The sequence below is a fragment of the Streptomyces sp. NBC_01716 genome, assembly GCF_036248275.1.
GTDB lineage: Bacteria > Actinomycetota > Actinomycetes > Streptomycetales > Streptomycetaceae > Streptomyces.
The window spans coordinates 4,109,147-4,130,558 of sequence record NZ_CP109181.1; the positions used below are offsets into that span (position 1 = coordinate 4,109,147).

Here is a 21,412-nt window from a genome sequence, read left to right on the forward strand (position 1 = left end):
CGTAGCCGCTGCTCATCAGCGCGGGGGGCGAGCATCGGCGAGCTCGCCGCCCGCGCGGCGCCGCGCGGTCCCGGCCATGTACATCACCAACAGCGCGGGCAGCAGCACCGCCTGCGCGGCGACCACCAGCCAGAACACCGGTACGGCCGACGCCCGTTCGGCCGCCCCGTACAGCTGCCCGCCGACCACGGCCGCCGCGAACGCCCCGAGCCCCGCCGCCAGCCGCTGTCTGCCGAAGACGGTCGCGGGCGGGGCGGTCGACCGGTCGAGCGCCTCCAGGTCGTTCTTCAGGAAGAGGACGATCTCGCCGAGGCAGAGCAGTACCGCGCCGGCCGCGGTCCCCGCCCGACCGCCGAGCGCGAGCACCGCCGTACCGGCCGCCATCGCGCCGAAGCCCACCCGCAGTGCCGCCGCGTAGGGCAACGCCGCGAGCCGGCGCGCGAAGAGCGGCTGGGCGATGACGAGGAGGATCGCGTAGCCCATGAGGACGGTTCCGTAGAAGGCGGTGGAGGTGCGGGGCACGGCGTAGAGGGCGAGGTAGTGCTGGAAGAACATGAAGATGTAGACGGCGAGCACGGTGAACGCGAACGGGGGGAGGGTGAACGCGGTTGGAGCGAGTGGGAGTTGACGCCTGGAAACCCCCGAGGTGCCCGAGGCCCCGGCGGCGTCCTCGGCCGTCCCCGCCTCGTCCGCCACCGACGGCAGCAGCGCGTGCCCCATCCCCACCAACGCGAACAGCACGGCGACCGAAGTGAACAGCCCCGCAGACGAGGTCAGTACGAAGGGGGCCGCCGCCGGAGGCCCGAGCGCGATACCCGCGTTGAAGGCCGAACCGCTCACCGCGAGCAGCCCCGGCCGCCGCTCCCGCCCACAACCCGCCACCAGATACGCCTTGTTGGCGGGCAGGTACAGCGCGGCGCCGCACGACACCAGGAACAGCGCGCCCACCGCGACAACCGGCCGGGTCAGCCCCGGTACGAAGGCGGCGAAGCCCGCCGTACGTACGGCGAGTGCCACCAGCATCGTGGCCCGCAGCCCGATCCGGGCCGCCAGCACCGCCCCGACGACACCGCCGGAGAACTGCACCAGCGACGCGACCGCCAAGACCGCGCCCACCACCCCGAGTCCGAGCCCGAAGCGGTCGTGGAGGAGTACCGACATGTACGGGAGTACGGCGAAGCTCCCGAGCGTGATGAGGAACGAGGCGCCCAGGAGGAAGAGTTGAGGCCCCGTCAGGGCGCTGCCCAGGCCGAGCCGCCCCCTCACCTCCCCTCGCCCCTTCATCTCCCCTCGTGCTCTCACCTCCCCTCGGCCGTCTTCATCACCGGCCGCACCGTCGTCGCCGCGCTCCACGCCCGGTGCTGCGCCAGCTCCGCCGTCGCCGCCTCCGCGAGCACCATGCCCGTGCAGCCGCGCTGGTCGCCCACGTGCCGCACGGCGTCGCCCGGAGCCAGCACCGGAAACCAACTCACCTCGCCCGGGAAGGCGTTGAGACCGTCGAGACCGGCCCACCCGTCGAGTACGCCGGGCTCGTCCGCGTACACGAGGACGAACGCGACGGCCGGCCCGGTCGGTCGCAGCGGCGCGTCCAGCAGGCGTGGGCGGCGTCCCAGCGTGACGTCGACCAGCGCCTCGTAGACGTCGACCTCCAGCGCCCGGCACATGGCCTCGGCGACGAGGGCGCCGCCGATCCTGCGGTTGATCTCGACCAGTTCCGGTCCGCGCCGGGTGAGGACGAACTCGACGTGCGCGAAGCCCTGGTCGTGCCCTGTCGCCGCGAGGATGTCGCCCACCCACCGTTCGATCGCGGCCAGTTGATCGGTCGGCAAGGCCACCGGGAAGGCGGCGGCCTCCTCGCGTACGGCGGGACGGCGCGACGTCTGCCGGCTCAGCACACCCAGCAGCCGCGTGTGCCCCTCCCAGCTCAGAGTCTCGGCGCTGTAGAGGGGCCCGGCGAGGAAGGGCTCGGCGAACAGGCTTCCGTTCAGCCCGCCCGGTCGCCGCGCCCCCTCCTCGGCCTCCGCGAGCGCCGCACGCAGCGCCTCGTCGTCGTGCACGATCCACACGTCACGCGACGACGTCCCGGCGGACACCTTCAGCACGGCGGGCAGCCCGACTGCCTCGCGCACCAACTCGGCGCTGTCCGCCCGGGGTTCGACCACCAGGGACGTCCCGGCGCTCAGCCCCGCCCGGTGCAGCGTCTGCCGCACGCGCGCCTTGTCACGAAGAAGTTTTACGGCCTCCGGATCCGGACCCGGCAATCCGAGTTCCTGTGCGAGGTCGGCCGCGGGCCCGCTCCAGGTGTCCGTCGTGTTGATCAGCCCGGCGAGGTCGGGCACGCTCGCGAGCGCGCGGCGTACGGCGTCCGGGTCGAAGGTGTCGACGTCGATGACCTCGATGGCATCGGCGTCGGCACCCTGGTCGGCAGCGCCGTTGGCACCGCCCGCCGTGACCAGTTCGTGGCGGTAGACGCTCCGGTCGCCGGTCAGCAGGACGAACCGGTGCCCGGCGGCGCGGCAGGCCCGCGCCGTACGCCCGAGTCCGAAGGAGAGTGCTTCCAGAGCGGCGATCGTCATCGGCCGGCCTCACTCTCGGACGTGGCGTCGGCGCCCGGGGGCGCCGGCCGGCCCGCCCACTCCATCACGGCCCAGGGCGGGCGGAGTTCGGCCAGTTCATCGATACGCTCGGGATGCAGCGCGCTCGGCTCGGACGCCTCGGTGTGCCGGGCGAACACCCGCTCGGCGTAACGGTGTCCGGTGTCGGCGCCGAGGACGAGATGCGTGCGGCGCGGATCGCGCGCCGCCTCCCAGCCGGCGACGAGATGCGCGGCGCCGGTGGACAGCCCCGCGAACACCGCGTGTTCCTTCAGCAGCCCGACCGAGCCGGCCATGGCGTGCCGGAAGTCGAGCCAGTGCACGGTGTCGTACAGCTCGTGCCGCACATTCCCGAAGGGAATGGAGCTGCCGATGCCCGCGATGATCGCGTCAGGGTCGCTGAAGCCCTCGCTGCCGAACGTGACGCTGCCGAAGGGCTGGATGCCCACCAGCCGTACCGTGCGCCCGGCCGCGCGCAGCGCCCGCGTGAGTCCGCCCGTCGACGCGCCGGTGCCGACGGTGCCGACCACGGTCAGGTCGGCACCGGGCAGCGCGGCGGCGGCGAGGTCGGCCAGCTCGCGGTAGCCGGTGTGGTGCACGCCGTCGTGGTACTGCCGCATCCAGTGGAAGTCCGGCCGGGAGTCGAGGAGTTGGCGTACGTGGCGGACCCGTCGTTCCTGGTCGAGCCGGAGGCTCTGCGAGGGCGGCATCTGGTCGACGGTCGCGCCCAGCACCTCCAACTGGGCGCGCATCGTGGCATCCACGGTGGTCGAGGCCACGATGTGGCAGCGCAGGCCGTATCGGTGGCAGGCCATGGCGAGCGCGAGGGCGTAGATGCCGCTCGAACTGTCCACGAGGGTCTGGCCCGGTACGATCCGGCCGCGTTCGAGCAGCTCGCGCACGGCGCCGAGCGCCGCGTACACCTTCATGGTCTCGAAGCGGGCCAGCACCACGTTCTCGGAGAGCCGGAGGAACGCCGGGGCTTTCATGGCGTCGGTGATGTGGTCGTGCACGGGGACCGACAGGCGGGGGGTGGCGGGGCTGAGCTGGGGCATGGCGTACGGGTCCTCCGGGGAAGTGGAGCGTGGCGTACGGGAATCGGGGCGGGGCGGTCCGGGGCGGACCGCGCGGCCCCCTGGCGCGGGGGTCGCCGGGTGTCACTTCTTCAGGCCCCGGACGATCAGTCGGCGCGAACTCTGGTCGTAAGGACCACCGTCGAAGTCCCCGAAGCACTCGACGTCCGCGAACCCGGCAGCCACGAAGAGGTCGTGCAGTTCGGCAGCGCTGTAGAGGAAGGACCTGATGGACGCGGTGCGGGCGGTCTCGCCGCGTACGAGCGTCCAGTCGGTGCGCAGCCTGCGCCAGCTGTCCAGGACGGTGTCGCGCTGCACGACGTACGAACCGTCCGGCAGATCCACAGCCTGTGGACGGCCGATCCAGCCCGCGAGCACCTCCTTGCCCATCACGTCGACCAGCAGCCGGCCGCCGGGGGCGAGGCTCCGCCACGCGTTGCGCAGCACCTGGAAGTTGTCGGCGGCGTCCTCGAAGTAGCCGAAGGAGGTGAAGACGTTGAGGATCACGTCGTACGCCTCGGGGGCGGTGTACGTGAGCATGTCCTCGCGTACGAGGCGGACGTCGTCCTCGGCCGCCTCGCGACAGGCGGCTTCGGCGCGCTCCAGCATGGCGGGACTCAGATCGACGCCGGTGACGCGGTAGCCGCGCGCGGCGAGGGGGACGAGGAAGAGGCCGGGGCCGCAGCAGAGGTCGAGGACGCGGGAGCCGGGCGGGAAGTCCAGCAGCGGGGCGGTCCTGACCAGTTCGGCGACGGTCTCGGCGCGGGTGCCGGAGAACATGGCCGGGGCGAAGTCGACCCACAGGCTGTCGTCGTCGTACCAGTCGTCGCGTGTCACATCGGCCTCCACGTCTGTGTGTCTGCGTGCGTCCCGTCCGCGTCCCTCTGAGTTGTCGCGGCGTGGCGGGCCCGAGTTCCCGGAGTGCGCGAATTGGCGAGTGGTAGCCACGACGGGCGGTGGGGGAACCCGGCGGCTCGCACCGGCCGTTCTCCCATCGAACGGACTGTCCGGAACACGATCCGGAACAAGAGGGGAAGGAGGGTGGCGCGATGCTCGATCTGATCGCCGGAGGGAACGTGCCCTTGCCCGGGGGCGCGCTCGCGATCCGGGTGCCGGGGCCCTTCGACCTGTCCGTGCTGGTCACGGGTGAGGACGGCAAGGTCTCGGGCGACGGGGACTTCGTCTTCTACAACCAGCCGTCGGCGCCCGGCGCGCGGCTGCGGGACGGCACGGTCACGGTGGATGTGGGGCGGCTGCGCGCTGGGGCGAGCCGGGTCACGGTGGTGGTGAGCGCGGCCGACCCGGCGGTCCCGCTCGGCCTGCTGCCGGTGCCGATGCTGACCGTGACGCTGGCGGGGACGGGGAGCGGAGGCAGGACGCTCGCCCGGTTCACACCACCGCGCCCGACGCACGAGAGCGTGCTGCTGCTCGCGGAGATATACCGCCGGGGCGGCGGCTGGAAGCTACGGGCCCTTGGCCAGGGTTACGTGGACGGGCTGGCCGGGATAGCCCGCGACTTCGGCATCGAGGTGGCCGAGGACGACCCCACGCCCGACGACGGTTTCACCTCCCTGGTCAACGCCGAACGCGCACGGTCCGGCGCGCCGCCCGTCACGGCCGACGCCCGTCTCACGGCAGCGGCCCAGGCGCACTGCACCGCCATGGCGGCCGACGGCCGGCTCGGGTCCGCGCCCGGCCGGTCGGGAACGTCCCTCCACCAGCGGGTCACGGCCCAGGGGTACGCGTACCTGACGGTCGCCGAGCAGCTGGTCTCCGGTCCTCGTACGGAGGCCGACTTCCTCTCGTACTGCCTCTCCGACGCGCGCATGGGCCGTACGGTGCGCGACCCCGCCCTCTCGGACGTGGGTGTCGCCCATGCCCCGGCTCCCGGTGGCGACATCTTCTGGACGGCGGTGTGGGCCGGCCCGCTGACCCCGCACGGCCTCGCGTCCTTCGTGTCCGACGTCGTCGCGCTCACGAACGCGGAGCGCGGGTCCGCCGGCCTGCGCCCGCTGGCCGGCGACCCCCGGCTGACCACCGCCGCACAGGCGCACAGCGACGACATGGTCGCACGGGGCTTCTACTCCCACACCGGCCTCGACGGCCGGCAGCCGCGGGACCGGGCGGTCGCCGCCGGCTGCACGCACCGGGGCATAGGCGAGAACATCGCCTGCGGTCAGCGCTCACCGGCCGAGGTGGTCCGGGGCTGGATGGACAGCCCCGGACACCGGGCCAACATCCTCAAGCCGGACTTCACACACATAGGCGTCGGCTTCCGTGGAGGCGGCGAGAGGGGGACGTACTGGACGCAGCTGTTCGGCATGGCGGGGTAGCGCACCGACCGTACACGCGTGGCACCGCCGAAGCGGGACTTCACAGGCTGCGGTACACATCCCGACGGTTGCCGACGGTCATGACCCACACGATCAGTTGGCCGTCCTCGACGGTGTAGACGACGCGGTAGTCCCCCACCCTCAGCCGCCAGCGGGCGTTGTGCCCCTGAAGGGCCTTGATGTCGAGGGCCGCCGTGTCCCCCGCATCCATGGCCTTCTGAAGTTCGGTGAGGCGGTGGAGGATCCGCAGAGCATCGGGGCGGGGGATCTTGAGCATGTCCCTTTGGGCGTGCGGGGTGAACCTCGTGACGTACCCCACAGGATCAGGCCTTGTGGGTACGGAGCTGGGCGGCCATCTCTTCGAGGGAGATCGACCCTTCCACTCCTTCGGATTCGGCTTCATCAGCGAGGCGGTTGAGCCAGGACTCCTCCGCCCGCTCCGCCAGATCGCGCAGGCGCTGGTACTCCTCGATGTCGATCACGACGGCTTCCTGCTTGCCACGTCGCGTGATGATCGTCGGGGTGTCTTCGCGTCGGGCACGGTCGATCACATCAGCAAGGTGGCTTCTGACATCTGCCATGGATTCGATCACCGGCTCACTCATACAGCCAATGTAACAGATGTACATCTACTACACCTGTCGCATCGGGGGAGCTGCCAGCCCGGCGCCCGGCAGCGCCGACGACATACCCCGATATGAAAAGGTGCTCGGGACACCTATCGGGTGGCCGGGCTGGGTCGCCCGGTCGGACCGAGCCCGACAGGGACGCACCACACGGGGGATTCCATGCGCGGTACGACCGCCACGCTGTGCCTTGCCACAGCCCTGCTCCTGGGCACCGGGGCCACCGGCTGTTCCGACGACGGTGAGGAACCGCCGTTGGTCGTCGGGGCCACCGTCACACGGGAGTTGGAGGGCGGCGGCAAGGCCGCGTACACGCTGAAGGGCGTGACCGCGCCCGCCGAGATGAAGCCCGGCGAACTGACACGCCTCCACGAAGGGCGGTTCTGGGCCGCGCTGGAGCTGGAGTTCGAGAATGTCGGGTCGAAGGACATCGAGGAACGTCCCCAGTACCGGACGGACATCGGACCCCGGGAGGGAGAGGAGCCCTTCGGCACGACCGCCACCGGCTTCGAGCCCGTCCAGGGCCCCGCGCTTCCCGGCGTCGTACGGCTCAAGCCCGGTGAGAGCGCCGAGGGATACCTCGTCATCGAGATCTCACAACAGGGCCCGGTCATCGGCACGGTGACGTACTCGCCCGGCCGCAGCGGGGACATCGTCTGGAAGGTCGACTGACCACCCCGGGCGCCCGACCGGGCGCCGTCACCAGTCCCGTTCGGCGAGCAGCTCCTCCAGGTCCGCGTCCGCGAAGCCGTAGGCCGATGCCACGAACTGGAAGTCCCTGGCTATCTCGTCACGCGCCATGGTCTCGATCTCACTTCCCGCGGCCCAGAACTCCTCCTGAAGCCGGTTGAACTCTTCCGTCGCCGCCTCGCCGAGCACATACAGCGCCGCCAGATCAGCCGGCCGCTCCGCCTCGATCCGCTCGCACAGGCGCAGCAGGATGTCCCGCCCTTTGTCGAGGAGCGGATCCGGGAAGTACTCGTCCGGATACAGCGCCCTCAGAAACGCATGCCCCGCCACCTGCTGGTTGGTGATCGACATGGACTTCCCATTCCCCTCGGAGTACCGATGCGCCGATCCTGCACCACGGGTCTGACAACGGGGCGTGAGCAGGGAGTTCACCGGCGCGGCACCCGCGGTTCTCCCGGGAAGTGGATCAGGAGCAGCAGTCGTCCGACGGGGCCGCCGTGGCGAGGCGGCAGAAGCACGACGCGTCGACCGGTACGTCCGCGAGCGCCGTGGCGACCGTGAGCTGGTGGGCCACGATCTGTGCCTCACCCGTCTTTCCGAGCCGTACGAGGCATTCGTGGAACCCGTGCAGCGCCCACACGTTCCCGGGGTGCCGGGAGGGTCTCGGGAGCGTGTTGTCGAGCCCGAGATCCGCCCGGTACACGGCTTCGGCCTCCGCGACCCGGCCCTGTTCGAGGAGCAGCGCCCCGTACGCGTGCCGGGTCGGCTGCATCCAGCCCCAGGGCTCGTCGAAGGGCAGGCTGTCGTCGAGCTCGATCGAGTGCTCCAGCGAGGCGAAGGCCTGGTCGTACTCGCCCTTGCGGTAGTGCAGTTCGCCGTCGAGCATCGCCGAGGCGACGGCGAGGATGTCCTGGCAGGTGTTGTTGAACAGCATCCGGCTCTCGGGCACCCGCCCGACGGCGAGATGGAAGGCCCCGCGCTCGGCCTCGGCCTCGGGAATCCGGCCGGTCGCCGAGTACGCCACTCCCCGGGCGTAACGGATCATCGCGGTGGTGACGCGGTACAGATCGGCGTCGGCCGGCAGCGGCAGAGCGAGGATGTCCGCCCACCGGCCGAACCGGATCAGCACATGCACGCGCATGGCCAGGAAGGCTTCGAGCCAGTCCGCCATGGGCGGGCTCTGCACGCGCAGCAGTTCATCGGGGATGGAGGCTTCGAGCTGGGCGGCGGTCTCCAGGGCGGTCACCGACTGTCCCAGGAACATCGCGCCGTAGATCTTGAAGTGGTAGTTGTGCGAGCGGTAGAGCGTGTAGAAGTTCATCGCGCCGGCCCGCAGCCGGTACTTCTCGTCGGCCCTGATGGCTTCGCTGTTGGCCGACACGACCCGCCGGTAATCGCCGCACAGCACGTCGAGATGCGACGGCATGTGGTGCAGGTGCCCCGCGTCGGGCATCGATCCGCGCAGCCGGTCGGCGACCACCAGAGCGTCCTCCGGCGTCGGCGACATCTCCATCAGATGGATGTACAGATGCAGGGCGCCCGGGTGGTCGGCCCCTGCGTCGCTCAGCAGCGCCCGGTCGAGGACCGCCTTCGCCTCCAGCGTGCGGGCACCGGCGGCGGGCTCGCCCGTGCGCAGGTCCCAGAGCCGCCAGGGGGTGAGGTTCATCAGCGCGTCGGCGTAGAGCGTGGCGATGTCGACGTCGTCGGGCGCGAGTTCATGGACGCCGCGCATGGCCTCGGCGTACGGAAGGTTCCAGACCGTGCAGTCCGCCGGAGCCTCCGACTGCGGGTAGCGGGCGAGCAGCGCCCCGATCAGGGCGCGCTCGGTCGGTGTCGCATCCGCGTCGGCGCAGGCGCGCGCCCGCTCCACGGCGGCATGGGTCCTGCGGACGGTCCGCTCCAGGTCGAGCGGGTCGAACGAGTCCCACGGCTTGTTGTAGTTGGGCCCCAGCGCGTACGCGATCCCCCAGTGCGCCATCGCGCAGTCGGGATCGGCGGCCACCGCTTCCTCGAAGCAGCTGACGGCCTCTTCGTGGTTGAACGCGTACGTCCACGCCAGCCCCCGGTCGAACCAGCGCTGCGCGTCGGACGAACGCGTCGACACGGGCCGCGTGAGAGTCCCGAGGTCGAAGTACTCCGTGTACTCCTTGCGCTCCATGGGTGTCTCCTTCAAAGGGTGGGTGGTACGGCGAGGTCCTGTCCGGCGCGGGCGTGATCTTACGGTCCCGTGACATGCCGTGGCGGGTCCTGACCGCTCCGTGATCGCGCGCCTAGCGTGGGCTCCATGCGTGTACTTGTCACCGGCGGAGCCGGGTTCATCGGGTCGGAGATCGCGGGCACCCTCGTCTCACGCGGCCACGAAGTGGTCGTGTACGACGCGCTGCTGCCCTCCGCGCACGGCGGGGCCCCGGCCCGGCCGATGCGGGACGGGGAACGGCTGGTCGTCGGGGACGTACGGGACCGGGACGCGGTCGGCGGCGCGCTCGACGGGGTCGACGCCGTGTGCCATCAGGCCGCCATGGTCGGGCTCGGCAAGGACTTCGCCGACGCGCCCGCGTACGTGGGGTGCAACGACCTCGGTACGGCGGTGCTGCTCGCTGCCATGGCCGACGCGGGCGTGCGTTCGCTGGTGCTCGCCGGGTCGATGGTCGTGTACGGCGAGGGGCGTTACGACTGCCCGCGCCACGGTGTGGTCCGGCCGGGGCCGCGGGCCGCCGCCGATCTCGACGCGGGACGGTTCGAACCCAACTGCCCTGCCTGCGGCGCGGAGTTGACGCCCGGCCTGGTGGCGGAGGACGCGCCCGCCGATCCCCGTAACGTGTACGCCGCGACGAAGCTCACGCAGGAGCATCTGGCGTCGTCGTGGGCCCGCGCCACGGGCGGGTGCGCGGTGTCCCTGCGGTACCACAACGTCTACGGGCCGGGGATGCCCCGCGACACCCCGTACGCGGGGGTCGCCTCCTTCTTCCGCTCCGCGCTGGCGCGCGGCGAGGCGCCGCGTGTGTACGAGGACGGCGGCCAGCGCCGGGACTTCGTGCATGTACGGGACGTGGCCGCGGCCAACGCGGCGGCGCTCGACGCGGTGTCGGAGGCCGAGTGCTCCGGCTTCGCCGCGTACAACACCGGCAGCGGCGAGCCGCACACCATCGGCGAGATGGCCGCCGCGCTGGCGTCGGCGCACGGCGGGCCGGCGCCGGTCGTCACCGGTGAGTACCGGCTCGGGGACGTACGCCATGTCACCGCCGATTCACGGGCGTTGCGCGAGGAGCTGGACTGGAAGCCGGAGGTGGGGTTCGCGGAGGGCATGACGGAGTTCGCGACGGCGCCGCTGCGTGAGCCGGGGAAGCGGCCAGGGGGTGAGCCGCTACATGAGGCGGGACGCGTAGTCGATGAGCCGCGCCTGTAGCTCCGGATACGGCGTCGCCTCGGGGAGCGTGCCGGTGCCGGTGCCCCGTACCGTCTCCGCGACCCGCACCGCCGCGTGGAGTGCGGCGCGGTAGGGCAGGGAGCCCGTACTCACACGGCGTACGCCCAGTTCCCCCAGCTCGGCGACTGAAAGCCCCGGGATCGGGAGGACGTTGAGGGGGACGGGGACGGCCCCGGCCAGTTCGCGCAGCACGGCCGGGTCCGTCGCGCCGGGGACGAACACACCGTCCGCGCCCGCCTCGACGTAGCGCGCGGCGCGATCGAGGGTGGCGGCGAGTCCGGCGTCCTGGTCCAGCCAGTACGTGTCGATACGCGCGTTGACGAACACCTCCGGGCAACGGCCTTTCACAGCGGCGACCTTCGCGGCGTGCGTGGCGGGGTCGATCAGGGCCTCGGCGGTACTGTCCTCGATGTTGACGCCGGCGACGCCGGTGCCGGCGTGTGAGACGTCGCGTGAGGTATCGCGGGAGGTATCGCGGGAGGTATCGCGTGAGCCGTCGCGTGCGGCCGCGAGCGCCCAGACGTACGCGGCGACCTCGTCCGGATCGTCGGAGTACCCGTCCTCGATGTCCACGCTGACGTGCACGGGCAGCGGGGCCAGCGCGCGGGCCAGGGCGAGATTCGCCCCGCGCGTCGCCCCGCCGCCGTCCGGGCGGCCGAGCCCGGAGGCGATCCCGAAACTGGTCGTGCCGACTGCGGCGAACCCGGCGTCGGCGAAGGCGAGGGCCGAGGGGACGTCCCAGGCGTTGGGGAGGACCAGGGGCAGGCGCTGGTGGTGCAGTTCACGGAAGCCGGGCCGGCCGGTGGGGGAAGTCGCGGAGGTCATACAGGCACGGTACGGAGCGCTCCCGCCCCTCCGCGTCTTCTGCGAGCCCGGGGCGATGGAGGAATGTTTCTTCTGCGCGGATCCGGTGGACGCCGGGCAGGTGTACGGCGTCGAGCGCGCCCCGGCCGGGTCAGACCGCCGGGAGCGTCACCTCGAAGCAGCAGCCGCCCGTGACGTTGCGGACAGCCGCGCGGCCCGCGTGCGCCTCCACGATGCCGCGCACGATCGCGAGGCCCAGGCCCGCCCCGGCCGGTGGCGTACGCGCGTCGCTGCCGCGCCAGCCCGTGTCGAACACGCGCGGCAGATCCTCCTCCGGGATTCCGCCGCAGCCGTCGGTCACCGAGAGCACCACCCCGCCCCCGGAGTGACGCGCGGCGACGGCGACCGTACCGTCGGCCGGGGTCCGGCGGATGGCGTTGACCAGCAGATTGCCCAGGACGCGGCTCATCTCCCTGCTGTCGACCTCCACCGGCACGGCGTCTATCCGCTCCCCCACGAGCCGTACGCCCAACTCGCGCGCGAGGGGGTCGGCACCGGCCAGGGCGTCGCCGACCAGGTCGTACACGGAGATCCGGGTCGGGGTCAGGGTGAGGGATCCCGCGTGGATCCGGGAGAGTTCGAAGAGGTCGCCGACCATGTCGTTCATGCGCTCGACCTCGGTACGTATCTGCCGCAGATAGCGCGGGGAGTCGACGGCCATGCCGTCCTCCAGCGCCTCCGACATGGCGCGGAGACCGGCGAGGGGGGTCCGCAGGTCGTGCGAGATCCACGCGACGAGCTCACGCCGCGAGGTCTCCAGCGCGCGCTCACGCTCACGCGAACTGTCGAGCTTGGCGCTGGTGGCGGCCAACTCGCGGGTGAGCGCGGCGAGTTCGGCGGTGGCGGGCTCGACGGGCGCGGCGAAGACCCCGCCGTCGCCGAACGACCGGGCGGCCAGGGTCAGATCCTTGCTGCGGGCGACCATCCACCGCCCGAGGACGACGGCGGTGAGGAGGGAGACGACGGCGGCCATCGCGACGACGGTGGTCACGACGCTCAGATCGTGCGGAGACAGGAACATGGCCCAGGCGACGGCAAGGGTCCCGGCGAGCATGGCGGTCACGCCGACGCCCGCGACGACGGCGACGGACACGACGAGCGACCGCCGCCGGAGGATCCGCAGAACGAGCGCCCCGAGAAGCCCGGCGACGGCGGCCCCGAGAAACGCGAAGAGGGCGATGAGCAGCATGTCACTCATGGCAGCGGGGCCCTTGGGTGTGGGAGGGGGTGGCCGGGCCGGCCGCCGAGGTGGCGGGCCGGGCGGGCGCGTCCGGGAGAGCGCGGACGTCGCCCCCTCCGGCGGCCGAAGTCGCCGACGTCGCGGGTCCGCCGGGCCGGATGGCGCCGTCCGGAAGGCCCCGGACGGCGCGCCCGTCGGCAGCCGGCTCGGCGGTGGCCGGGCCGAAAGCCGTCGGCCCGGGGGCGATTGCCCCCGTCGGCGACGTGACCGGTCCGCTCGGCTCGGTGGGCGCGACCGGAAGGCCCGGGAAAGCGCCTGCCGCTCCCGCGCCCGAAGTCGCCGACGGCCCAGGGCCCCCGCCCGGTACGGGCGGTGGCGGAGGTGTCCCGCCACCACCCGGCCCGGTGGACGCGTCCGGCTCCGACATGCGGTAGCCCACCCCCCACACCGTCTGGATCAGGCTCGGGCGGGCCGGGTCCGGTTCGATTTTGGCGCGCAGGCGGCGGACATGGACCGTGACAGTGGAGAGGTCGCCGAAGTCCCAGCCCCAGACCTCGCTCATCAGCTCCTCCCGCGAGAACGCCCGCCCCGGGTGCCGCAGGAAGAACGCCAGCAGGTCGAACTCGCGTAGCGTCAGGGGGAGTTCGGCGCCCTCGCGGGTGGCGCGGCGGGCCGTCGGGTCCAGGGTGAGCGTCGCCGTGCGCAGCACTTCCGCCGCGGGGGACGAACCCGGCGCGGGCGGCGCGACGCGCGCCCGGCGCAGTACCGACTCCACCCGCAGCACCAACTCCCTTGGGCTGAACGGCTTGGTGACGTAGTCGTCCGCGCCCGTCTCAAGACCCAGCACGCGGTCCTCCTCGTCCCCGCGCGCCGTCAGCATGATCACCGGTACCGGTCCGCCCTGTTCACGCATCCGGCGGCAGACCTCGAACCCGTCCATACCGGGCAGCATCAGGTCCAGGACGACCAGGTCCGGGCGCCGGTGTGCGAAGTGCGCGAGCGCGGACGGGCCGTCGGCCGCGCGACCGACGTCATGGCCGGCCCGTTGGAGATAGCCGGCGACGACCTCCGCCACGGTCGGGTCGTCGTCGACCACGAGCACGTGGGCCGGCCCCAGGGGATTGTTCTGCATACGTCCACCTTCGCACTCCGCCGCCCGCACCGGTCCCGGCGAGCGCCCTCGACAGCCGGACGTCCGTGTTTCGTAAGGTCCAGAAGTCCGGAATGCCGCTTTACGATCCGTAGGGTGAGCGCCGTGACCCACTTCGCTGACCTCACCGCCGATGTCGTCCTGCCCTGCCTCGACGAGGCGGCCGCCCTGCCCTGGGTACTGGAACACATCCCCGTCGGCTGGCGCGCGATCGTCGTCGACAACGGCTCCACGGACGGTTCGGCGGACATCGCGCGCTCGCTCGGCGCGACCGTCGTGCACGAGGAGCGGCGCGGGTTCGGTGCCGCCTGCCACGCGGGCCTTCTCGCGGCGGACGCCGAGTACGTCTGCTTCTGCGACTGCGACGGTTCCCTCGACCCCGGTCTCCTCCCCCGCCTCGTACGCCAAGTCGCCCTCGGGCAGACCGACTTGATGCTCGGCCGGCGTCGCCCGCAGGGCCGCGGTGCCTGGCCCGCGCACGCCCGTGCCGGGAATCTCGCCCTGTCCCGGATGCTGCGCCGCCGTACCGGCGTACGGCTGCGCGACCTCGGCCCCCTGCGCGCCGCGCGCCGCGCGGACCTGCTGGCGCTCGGCCTCACCGACCGGCGCAGCGGCTACCCGCTGGAGATGGTGGTGCGCGCCGCCGACGCCGGACTGAGGGTGGCCGAGACCGACGTGCCGTACCGGCCGCGTACGGGGAAGTCCAAGGTCACCGGCACCTGGCGGGGCACCTGGCACGCCGTACGCGACATGCGCGCCGTACTGCGGCAGCCGCCCACCCACGCGAAGGACACGGCCCACGCGGAGGCCGCCAAGTGAGCTCACCGGACACCACCCTCCTCGTCATCGCCAAGGAACCCCTCCCCGGCCGCGTCAAGACCCGTCTCACCCCGCCCTTCAGCCCCACCGAGGCCGCCCTCCTCGCCGAAGCCGCGCTCGCCGACACCCTGCGGACCGTCCTCGCCGTCCCCGCCCGCCGCCGCGTCCTCGTCCTCGAAGGCCGCCCGGGGCCCTGGCTCCCGCCCGGTATCGAGGTGGTGCCGCAGAGCGCGGGCGGGCTGGACGAGCGGCTGGCCGCCGCCTTCGAGCGGTGTACGGGGCCGACGCTCCTCGTCGGCATGGACACCCCGCAACTCACCCCCGCCCTCCTCGCCCCCGCTCTCGGCCCCACCGCTTCACCCCGCTGCGACGCCTGGTTCGGGCCCGCCGACGACGGCGGCTTCTGGGCGCTCGGCCTCGCCGCGCCCGAATCCGCGCCGCCGGACCTGATCCGCGGAGTGCCCATGTCCGTACCGGAGACCGGCGCCGTACAGCGCCGCCGGCTCGTCGACGCCGGGCTCACCGTGCGCGATCTGCCGCCGCTGCGCGACGTGGACACGGCGGCCGACGCGGAGTACGTCGCGGCGCTCGCCCCGCACGGACGGTTCGCGGCCACTCTCCGCCGGCTGACCCCGGTGGGCGCCCGATGAGCATGACCCAGACGACGACCGGCACCGACGCGAGCACCGACGCGAACACCGACACCGAGTCCGCCGCCTGGAGCGACGACCCCTACGCCGACGCCCTCCGCGCCGGCCGCGGCCCGCTCTTCCTGCGCCGTACGGACGGCTGGCTGCTGCCCCTCGACGTCGAACGCTGGTGCTCACGCGCCGACGCCGCCGACCTCTCCGCCCTGCACCGTTGCGAAGGCTCCGTCCTGGACATCGGCTGCGGCCCCGGCCGCCTCGTCGCCGCCCTCGCGGCCCGCGGACAGCGCGCGCTCGGCGTCGACCTCAGCGCGGCGGCCGTCGAACGTACGCTGCGCCACGGCGGCACCGCCCTGCGCCGCTCCGTCTTCGATCCCCTTCCCGGCGAGGGGCGTTGGGGCACCGTCCTGCTCGTCGACGGCAACATCGGCATCGGCGGCGACCCGGCCGGTCTGCTCCGCCGGGCCGCCGGACTGCTCGCGCACGGCGGGCTGATCATCGCCGAGACCGCGCCCGTGGACATCGACGAGCGCGTCCACGTACGGGTGGACGACGGACGGCTGCCCCAACCGGGCGCCGCGGGCTCGCACTTCCCGTGGGCCCGGCTCGGCACCCCCGCCCTGCTCCGCCACGCGCGCGCCCTCGGCTGGCTCCCCGTCGATCAGTGGGAGGCCGACGGCCGCCCCTTCGTGGCCCTGCGCCGCAGCAGCGCCCGCGTCACCAGGCAGAGCGCCGAGCACACGAACAGCGCGGCGGTGACCAGCAGCCAGCGCTCCAGGAACCCATCCGACGACAGGCCCGCGTACAGCTCGTAGCGCCGCCGCACCCGCCCCGTGATCAGCGGGAACCACACCAGCAGGAGCAGCAGGGACAGGAAGGCCGGTACGCGTACGAAGTTCACCATCCGGCGCCGGGACGGCCCGAGCGCGGCGATCACCGCACGGTCGGCCGCGCTGTAGACCGGCAGCAGGACGAGGTCGTGCACGAGGGCGGCGCCGACGAACCACACCACGATCATGAACGTGTCGCCCTTCAGGAGCCGTACGCCCACATAGCCCGCGAACGCGAGGGTGCCGAGCAGCAGCACGATCTGGAACGGACTGCCCACCAGGGACCGGTACTTGGGGGCGAGACCGCCCCGTTCACCCGTGCGCATCAGACCGCTCCGAACGTCAGCTTGGCGACCCACTTCGTGTTGAGCACCCCGGGCGCGGCCGGGACGATGATCCGCGCCGGGAAACCGTGATCGAGCGACAGGTCCGCGCCGTTGACGCGCAGCGCCAGCAGTGAACGGCCGTCCCGCACCTGGTTGTCGCGCAGCGCGCCCGAGCGGAAGGCACCGGCGCGCTGGAGGGACTCCACGAACACCCCCGGCGGGCTGTCCGGATATCCGGCGAGCGCGGCGAGGTCGCGCAGGCGTACGCCGCGCCAGGACTGGTTCGACGTCGACCAGCCCTCCACACAGGCGATCGGCAGCTCCGAGGTGTGCTGGGTCATGGCGAGGAGCTGGGCGCGCGAGAGATGGACGTCTCCGGCCGGGCCGCTGACGGTCAGCCGCCAGGTGTCCGTCGTGTCGGCCGCCCTGACCCCGACGGATGCGGCGGTCTTGTTGATCTGGAAGCCGTCCGGGCCGCCGCCCGGGTCCTCCCAGCCGTGCGGGGCGAGCAGCGCGGTACGGCGCAGCGGGCCGTCGATGCTCCGGCCCGCCGTCGTGAGCAGCATGAAGAGCGAGCCGGTGCCGACGAGGGCGAAGGCTCCGCGCCGGGAGATGGTCGGCGCGGCGGGCGTCGGCGACGCCAGATCGTCGTCGGCGAAGGCGGCGCCGGCACGCGCACCCGCCCCGCCACCGGGTCCGGCACCGGCACCGGGTCCGGCACCGGCCACCGGTCCGGCACCGGCACGCGCATCCCCCGAGCGAAGCTCCCCGCTCCGGATCACCCGCAGCGCCTTCGGCATCTTCAGCGCCGCATGGGCCACGAACCCCCCGAAGAACACCCACGCCCCGTAGAAGTGCAGCCGGTAGAAGGACCCCGGAAAGATGTAGTCCAACTGGACGTTGAGCACCCCGGTGACGAACTCGAACAGCGCACCCCCCACCAGCAGCACCAGCGAAAGCCGCTCCAGCGCGTGCGCGAGCGACGTGACCGGGGGCAGTGCGAAGAACCTCGGGATCACCGACCAGAGCTTCGCCAGCAGCACCGGGATCAGCGCGACGCCGACGGTGACATGGAATCCCTGCGTGAGGCGGTAGAGCCAGTACGGGTGCGTGGGCCAGTCGAAGAGGTAGAAGCCCAGCCACCCCCGGTCCGGCGTCTTGTCGTTGACGGACGCGAGATCCGGGTTGTACGCCGCGTACGACAGCAGGCCCGTCACGAACAGCAGCGTGAGCCCGACCAGCAGGACGAGCCCGAGCGCCGCCGTGAACCGGACCCCGCGCACGGGGCTGCGCCAGAAACCGGGATCCGACGGCAGCGGAGGCAGACGACGCGATGACCGCGCCGAAGACGGCTTCGAGGGCGGAGGGGGGTGATCCATGCGGCGACCGTATGCCCGCGCACCCGCCCCGGACGTGGTACGACTTCTGACGAAACGGTGACGTGGCCCCGCCGTACCAACGGAACCCGACGCCCGCTGCTTACCGTGCCGGAGTGAAGACCGACGAACGCGGACAGCCCACCGACGAACGCCCGCACGCCCCCGGACAACCCGGCGAGGTCCCCGGCGCACGCACGGGCCGCCCCCGCCGCCGGGATCTCCTCGCGGCCTCCGCCGGCGCCGCCCTCGTCATCACCGCCGCGCTCGTCGGCACCTCGATCCAGCGCTCCGACGGCAGCCTCCGGGTCAACTGGCCGCCCCTGCTCGGCACCTGGGACCCCCGGACCGGCCCCGGTACCCCCGCCGCGCTCGCCGTCGCCGTCCTGATCATCGCGTACGGCCCCGGCCTCGCCGCCCGGCTGCCGTGGCGCGCGCTCCTCGTCACCACCTGGGCAGCCGCGCTGGCGTGGACGTTCTCGCTGGCGCTCATCGACGGCTGGCACTGGGGCGTGGCGCGCCGGCTCACCACCAAGAACGAGTACCTCACCGTCATCGACCGCTTCTCCGACATCGGAGCGACGCTGCGCGGTTTCTCCGACCACATCGTGATCGGTGACCCCGGCAACTGGCCCGCCCATGTCGCGGGCCATCCGCCGGGCGCCACCCTCACCTTCGTCTGGCTCGACAGGATCGGCCTCGGCGGCGGTTCGTGGGCCGGGGTCTGGTGCGTCGTGATCGGCGGCTCGGCCGTGGCCGCCGTACTCGTCACGCTCCGCGCCCTCACCGACGAGCGGACGGCGCGCCGAGCGGTGCCGTTCCTGGCGCTGGCCCCGGCCGCCGTCTGGATGGGCACATCGGCCGACGGCTACTTCGCGGGCGTGGCCGCCTGGTCGCTCGCCCTGCTCGCACTCGCCGCGACCCGTACGGTGCGCTTCCCCGCGGCGGCGGCGCTGGGCGCCGGGCTGCTGTACGGATTCACCTGCTACCTCTCCTACGGCCTGACCCTGATGGCGCTCCCCGGCCTCGGGGTCCTCGTGCTGGCCCGCACCGCGCGCCCGCTGCCGCTGGTGCTGCTCGGCACTCTGGTGGTGCCGGTGGCGTTCACGCTCGCGGGGTTCAACTGGTGGGAGGCGTACCAGGAGTTGGTGGTGCGCTACTACCAGGGCGCCGGTGGCATTCGCCCGTACTGGTACTGGGTCTGGGCGAACCTCGCCGCGACAACCCTGGCTGTCGGCCTCGCCACGGTCGCCGGCCTCGGCCGGGTCCTGGCACTCGCGCCCCGCGCCGTACGGGAACTGCTCCCGGGCCGGACACCGTCAACTCCCGCTCTCCGCCTCGCCGTTCTCGTACTGGCGGCCCTGCTCGCGATCGTCGCGGCCGACCTGTCCGGCATGAGCAAGGCGGAGACGGAACGCATCTGGCTGCCGTTCATGCTGTGGCTGCTCCCCGCCACCGCCCTGCTGCCCGGCCACCGGCGGGGCTGGCTGGCCGGGCAGGCGGTCGTCGCTCTGCTGGTCAACCACCTGGTTTTCACCGGCTGGTGAGCCCGCGTCGGACCACTTCCTGTCGACTACAGAACAGTCGTCGTCACCACCGTCACCACGACGATCGCCGTCAGCGCGTCCTCCGCCGCCTTGACCGCCTGGCGCACCGCCGGCCCCGCCCACTGTCCGTGCGCGATCTTCTCCATGTTCGTCCTGGCGGTCGCCAACTGCGGCTTCTGGTACAGCAGTCCGTGCAGCTTCGCCCCGTGCAGCAGCGCCACCAGACTCGCCGTACGCTCGTCCGGATCAGCCCCGCGCATCACGACCTCGTCCAGCCGCTGCCGCAGCGCCGCCTCCACCGAGCCGTCGGCCTCCGGGTAGCGGCGTACGGGGAAGAGACCGAGCACCTTCTTCTTCTCCTCGCGGAGCAGGCCCTTGCCCACGAGACTCTTGGTCGTCCCGGCCACCGCGCCCTTCTTCAGGTGCTCGATCCACTCCTTCGTCCTGCGCGGCTTGCGCTTCTGATCACCGGAGAGGTCGGCCAGCGCCGCGTCCAGGGTGGGATCGCCGAGCGGAGCCGCGTCACGGACGGTGACCTGGTCGTCGTGCACCTCGACGCGGCCCGCCAGCGCCAGTTCGACCAGTGACGCGGCCGCGATGGCGTACGCGACGTTCGCCGCCTGCTTCTCGGCCCCGGACTCGTCGTCCAGCGACAGGAGGAGCAGTTGTTCTCCCAGTGTGGTCTCGACCGGCGTATTCAGGGCGAAGTTCATGACGCTCGTCTCTCCTCGAACCGTGGGGGTAATCGCACGTCTTCCCCGAGGAGACGCGTGAGGAACGTGAACGGCTCCCGGGCTCTCGATCGGTCCCGTTTATCGGTCCGGCTTATCGGTCTGGTTTTTCCGTCGGGGATCGGACCGGTACACCATGCCGATCGGCGCCTAGCGTGAAGCCCGGAACACGGAGACACACCCCTGGATCACAAGGAGTCACGACATGCGACGACGCCGTATCGGCGGGCCGACCGGGCCCCTGGCCAGCGAACTGTGCCTGGGCGCCCTGCCCTTCGGCAGCAGCGTGGACGAGAAGACGTCCTTCGCGATCCTCGACCGGTTCGTCGAGGCCGGCGGCAATCTGATCGACACCTCCAACAACTACGTCTTCTGGGTCCCCGGCGCGACCGGCGACGAGAGCGAGACCGCGGTCGGCCGCTGGACGGCGAGCCGGGTCGTCCGCGACGAGGTGCTGATCTCGACCAAGGCCGGGGCCCGCCCCACCGTCCCCGGCACCGGTCTGGAGACGGCCGAAGGGCTGTCGGCCGCCGCGATCGAGAAGGCCGCCGCCGGCAGCCTGCGGCGGCTGGGCACCGACCGGATCGACCTGTACTGGACCCATATCGAGGACCGTTCCGTGCCGCTGGAAGAGACCCTCGGCGCGCTCGACGGCCTGGTCACAAGCGGTCAGGTGGGCCTCATCGGCGCCTCCAACCACACCGCGTGGCGCACCGCGCAGGCGCGGGACATCTCGCGCGCCAACGGGTGGGCGGCGTATACCTGCGTACAGCAGCGCCACTCCTACCTCCAGCCGCGCTTCGACACGGGCCTGCCGGAGTCGGGTCATGTGCATGTGACCCCGGAGCTGCTGGACTACGTGCGCAGCGAGCCCGAGCTGACGCTGATGACCTATTCGGCGCTGATCTCGGGCGCCTACACCCGCGTGGACAAGCCGCTGCCCGCCGCGTACGACCACCCCGGCACCGCCGCGCGTCTCGCCGTACTGCGCGAGGTGGCCGACGAGTTGGGGGCGAGCGCCAACCAGGTGGTTCTCTCCTGGCTGATGGGGGCGGATCCGGCGGCGCTGCCGATCGTGGGGGTCAGCTCGGTGGCGCAACTGGACGAGGTGCTCGGCGCGTTGGAGCTACGGCTGCCGGCGGAGGTACGGGCACGGCTGGACGCGGCAGGGGTACCGGCGGAGCGGGGCTGACCTGCGG

Annotated in this window: 20 protein-coding genes and 1 pseudogene; 8 read left to right on the forward strand and 13 right to left on the reverse strand. The window is 72.4% G+C overall.

Annotated elements, in window-relative coordinates; all coding sequences use genetic code 11:
* Positions 1-15: 15 nt before the first annotated feature.
* The 4 genes from OIE74_RS17800 to OIE74_RS17815 all read right to left on the reverse strand — a co-directional run bounded on the left by OIE74_RS17800 (position 16) and on the right by OIE74_RS17815 (position 4,447).
* Positions 16-1,284, reverse strand: coding sequence for an MFS transporter (locus OIE74_RS17800; protein ID WP_443076148.1), 1,269 nt, complete (start codon positions 1,282-1,284; stop codon positions 16-18).
* 14 nt (positions 1,285-1,298) lie between these two features.
* Positions 1,299-2,576, reverse strand: coding sequence for an ATP-grasp domain-containing protein (locus tag OIE74_RS17805; protein ID WP_329384493.1), 1,278 nt, complete (start codon positions 2,574-2,576; stop codon positions 1,299-1,301).
* Positions 2,573-3,649 (reverse strand): pyridoxal-phosphate dependent enzyme, encoded by a 1,077-nt coding sequence (locus tag OIE74_RS17810; protein WP_329384496.1) that lies wholly within the window; start codon positions 3,647-3,649, stop codon positions 2,573-2,575. The genes OIE74_RS17805 and OIE74_RS17810 overlap by 4 nt, the downstream gene beginning before the upstream one ends.
* A gap of 102 nt (positions 3,650-3,751) precedes the next feature.
* Positions 3,752-4,447 (reverse strand): class I SAM-dependent methyltransferase, encoded by a 696-nt coding sequence (locus OIE74_RS17815; RefSeq protein WP_443076360.1) that lies wholly within the window; start codon positions 4,445-4,447, stop codon positions 3,752-3,754.
* Between the two features lie 269 nt (positions 4,448-4,716).
* Here OIE74_RS17815 and OIE74_RS17820 point away from each other — a divergent pair, with 269 nt between their 5' ends.
* The gene (locus tag OIE74_RS17820) at positions 4,717-6,000 is read left to right on the forward strand and encodes a CAP domain-containing protein (protein WP_329384502.1); all 1,284 of its coding nucleotides are present in this window, start codon (positions 4,717-4,719) and stop codon (positions 5,998-6,000) included.
* Positions 6,001-6,040: 40 nt separating this feature from the next.
* Here the strand turns inward: OIE74_RS17820 and OIE74_RS17825 are convergent, their stop codons facing one another.
* The gene (locus OIE74_RS17825; RefSeq protein ID WP_329384505.1) at positions 6,041-6,319 is read right to left on the reverse strand and encodes a type II toxin-antitoxin system RelE family toxin; all 279 of its coding nucleotides are present in this window, start codon (positions 6,317-6,319) and stop codon (positions 6,041-6,043) included.
* Between the two features lie 4 nt (positions 6,320-6,323).
* Positions 6,324-6,605 carry a type II toxin-antitoxin system Phd/YefM family antitoxin gene (locus tag OIE74_RS17830; RefSeq protein WP_329384508.1) on the reverse strand — a complete coding sequence of 94 codons (282 nt, stop codon included), beginning with the start codon at positions 6,603-6,605 and terminating at the stop codon, positions 6,324-6,326.
* 183 nt (positions 6,606-6,788) lie between these two features.
* On the opposite strand from OIE74_RS17830, the gene OIE74_RS17835 reads away from it, so the two are divergent.
* Positions 6,789-7,298: a hypothetical protein gene (locus tag OIE74_RS17835; RefSeq protein ID WP_329384510.1), complete on the forward strand. Its 510-nt coding sequence runs from the start codon at positions 6,789-6,791 to the stop codon at positions 7,296-7,298.
* A 27-nt stretch (positions 7,299-7,325) separates the two neighbouring features.
* Here the strand turns inward: OIE74_RS17835 and OIE74_RS17840 are convergent, their stop codons facing one another.
* A complete protein-coding gene (locus OIE74_RS17840; protein WP_329384513.1) occupies positions 7,326-7,667 on the reverse strand; it encodes a DUF5713 family protein in 342 nt (113 codons plus the stop codon).
* A 115-nt stretch (positions 7,668-7,782) separates the two neighbouring features.
* Positions 7,783-9,474, reverse strand: coding sequence for a tetratricopeptide repeat protein (locus OIE74_RS17845; protein ID WP_329384514.1), 1,692 nt, complete (start codon positions 9,472-9,474; stop codon positions 7,783-7,785).
* Between the two features lie 126 nt (positions 9,475-9,600).
* Here OIE74_RS17845 and OIE74_RS17850 point away from each other — a divergent pair, with 126 nt between their 5' ends.
* The gene (locus OIE74_RS17850; protein WP_329384517.1) at positions 9,601-10,722 is read left to right on the forward strand and encodes an NAD-dependent epimerase/dehydratase family protein; all 1,122 of its coding nucleotides are present in this window, start codon (positions 9,601-9,603) and stop codon (positions 10,720-10,722) included.
* On the opposite strand, the gene OIE74_RS17855 is transcribed toward OIE74_RS17850, so the two are convergent.
* The 3 genes and pseudogenes from OIE74_RS17855 to OIE74_RS17865 all read right to left on the reverse strand — a co-directional run.
* Positions 10,681-11,568, reverse strand: a complete 888-nt coding sequence (locus OIE74_RS17855) for an isocitrate lyase/PEP mutase family protein (RefSeq protein ID WP_329384519.1) — start codon at positions 11,566-11,568, stop codon at positions 10,681-10,683. The two genes, OIE74_RS17850 and OIE74_RS17855, sit on opposite strands and share 42 nt — an antisense overlap.
* Before the next feature lie 130 nt (positions 11,569-11,698).
* A complete protein-coding gene (locus OIE74_RS17860) occupies positions 11,699-12,805 on the reverse strand; it encodes a sensor histidine kinase (RefSeq protein WP_329384522.1) in 1,107 nt (368 codons plus the stop codon).
* 405 nt (positions 12,806-13,210) lie between these two features.
* Positions 13,211-13,919: pseudogene (locus OIE74_RS17865) on the reverse strand (response regulator transcription factor); the annotation flags it as partial.
* Between the two features lie 123 nt (positions 13,920-14,042).
* Here OIE74_RS17865 and OIE74_RS17870 point away from each other — a divergent pair.
* From OIE74_RS17870 to OIE74_RS17880, 3 genes are read left to right on the forward strand one after another with little or no spacing between them, the layout of a single operon-like run.
* Positions 14,043-14,756, forward strand: coding sequence for a glycosyltransferase family 2 protein (locus OIE74_RS17870; protein WP_329384525.1), 714 nt, complete (start codon positions 14,043-14,045; stop codon positions 14,754-14,756).
* A complete protein-coding gene (locus OIE74_RS17875; protein ID WP_329384527.1) occupies positions 14,753-15,406 on the forward strand; it encodes a TIGR04282 family arsenosugar biosynthesis glycosyltransferase in 654 nt (217 codons plus the stop codon). The genes OIE74_RS17870 and OIE74_RS17875 overlap by 4 nt, the downstream gene beginning before the upstream one ends.
* Positions 15,407-15,408: 2 nt before the next feature.
* The gene (locus tag OIE74_RS17880; protein ID WP_329392338.1) at positions 15,409-16,218 is read left to right on the forward strand and encodes a class I SAM-dependent methyltransferase; all 810 of its coding nucleotides are present in this window, start codon (positions 15,409-15,411) and stop codon (positions 16,216-16,218) included.
* A 340-nt stretch (positions 16,219-16,558) separates the two neighbouring features.
* Here the strand turns inward: OIE74_RS17880 and OIE74_RS17885 are convergent, their stop codons facing one another.
* Positions 16,559-17,938, reverse strand: coding sequence for a molybdopterin-dependent oxidoreductase (locus OIE74_RS17885; RefSeq protein WP_329384529.1), 1,380 nt, complete (start codon positions 17,936-17,938; stop codon positions 16,559-16,561).
* 113 nt (positions 17,939-18,051) lie between these two features.
* On the opposite strand from OIE74_RS17885, the gene OIE74_RS17890 reads away from it, so the two are divergent.
* Positions 18,052-19,482 (forward strand): hypothetical protein, encoded by a 1,431-nt coding sequence (locus OIE74_RS17890; protein ID WP_329384532.1) that lies wholly within the window; start codon positions 18,052-18,054, stop codon positions 19,480-19,482.
* A gap of 26 nt (positions 19,483-19,508) precedes the next feature.
* On the opposite strand, the gene OIE74_RS17895 is transcribed toward OIE74_RS17890, so the two are convergent.
* The gene (locus OIE74_RS17895; RefSeq protein WP_329384535.1) at positions 19,509-20,195 is read right to left on the reverse strand and encodes a GOLPH3/VPS74 family protein; all 687 of its coding nucleotides are present in this window, start codon (positions 20,193-20,195) and stop codon (positions 19,509-19,511) included.
* Positions 20,196-20,418: 223 nt separating this feature from the next.
* Here OIE74_RS17895 and OIE74_RS17900 point away from each other — a divergent pair, with 223 nt between their 5' ends.
* Positions 20,419-21,405: an aldo/keto reductase gene (locus tag OIE74_RS17900; protein ID WP_329384537.1), complete on the forward strand. Its 987-nt coding sequence runs from the start codon at positions 20,419-20,421 to the stop codon at positions 21,403-21,405.
* Positions 21,406-21,412 lie beyond the last annotated feature (7 nt).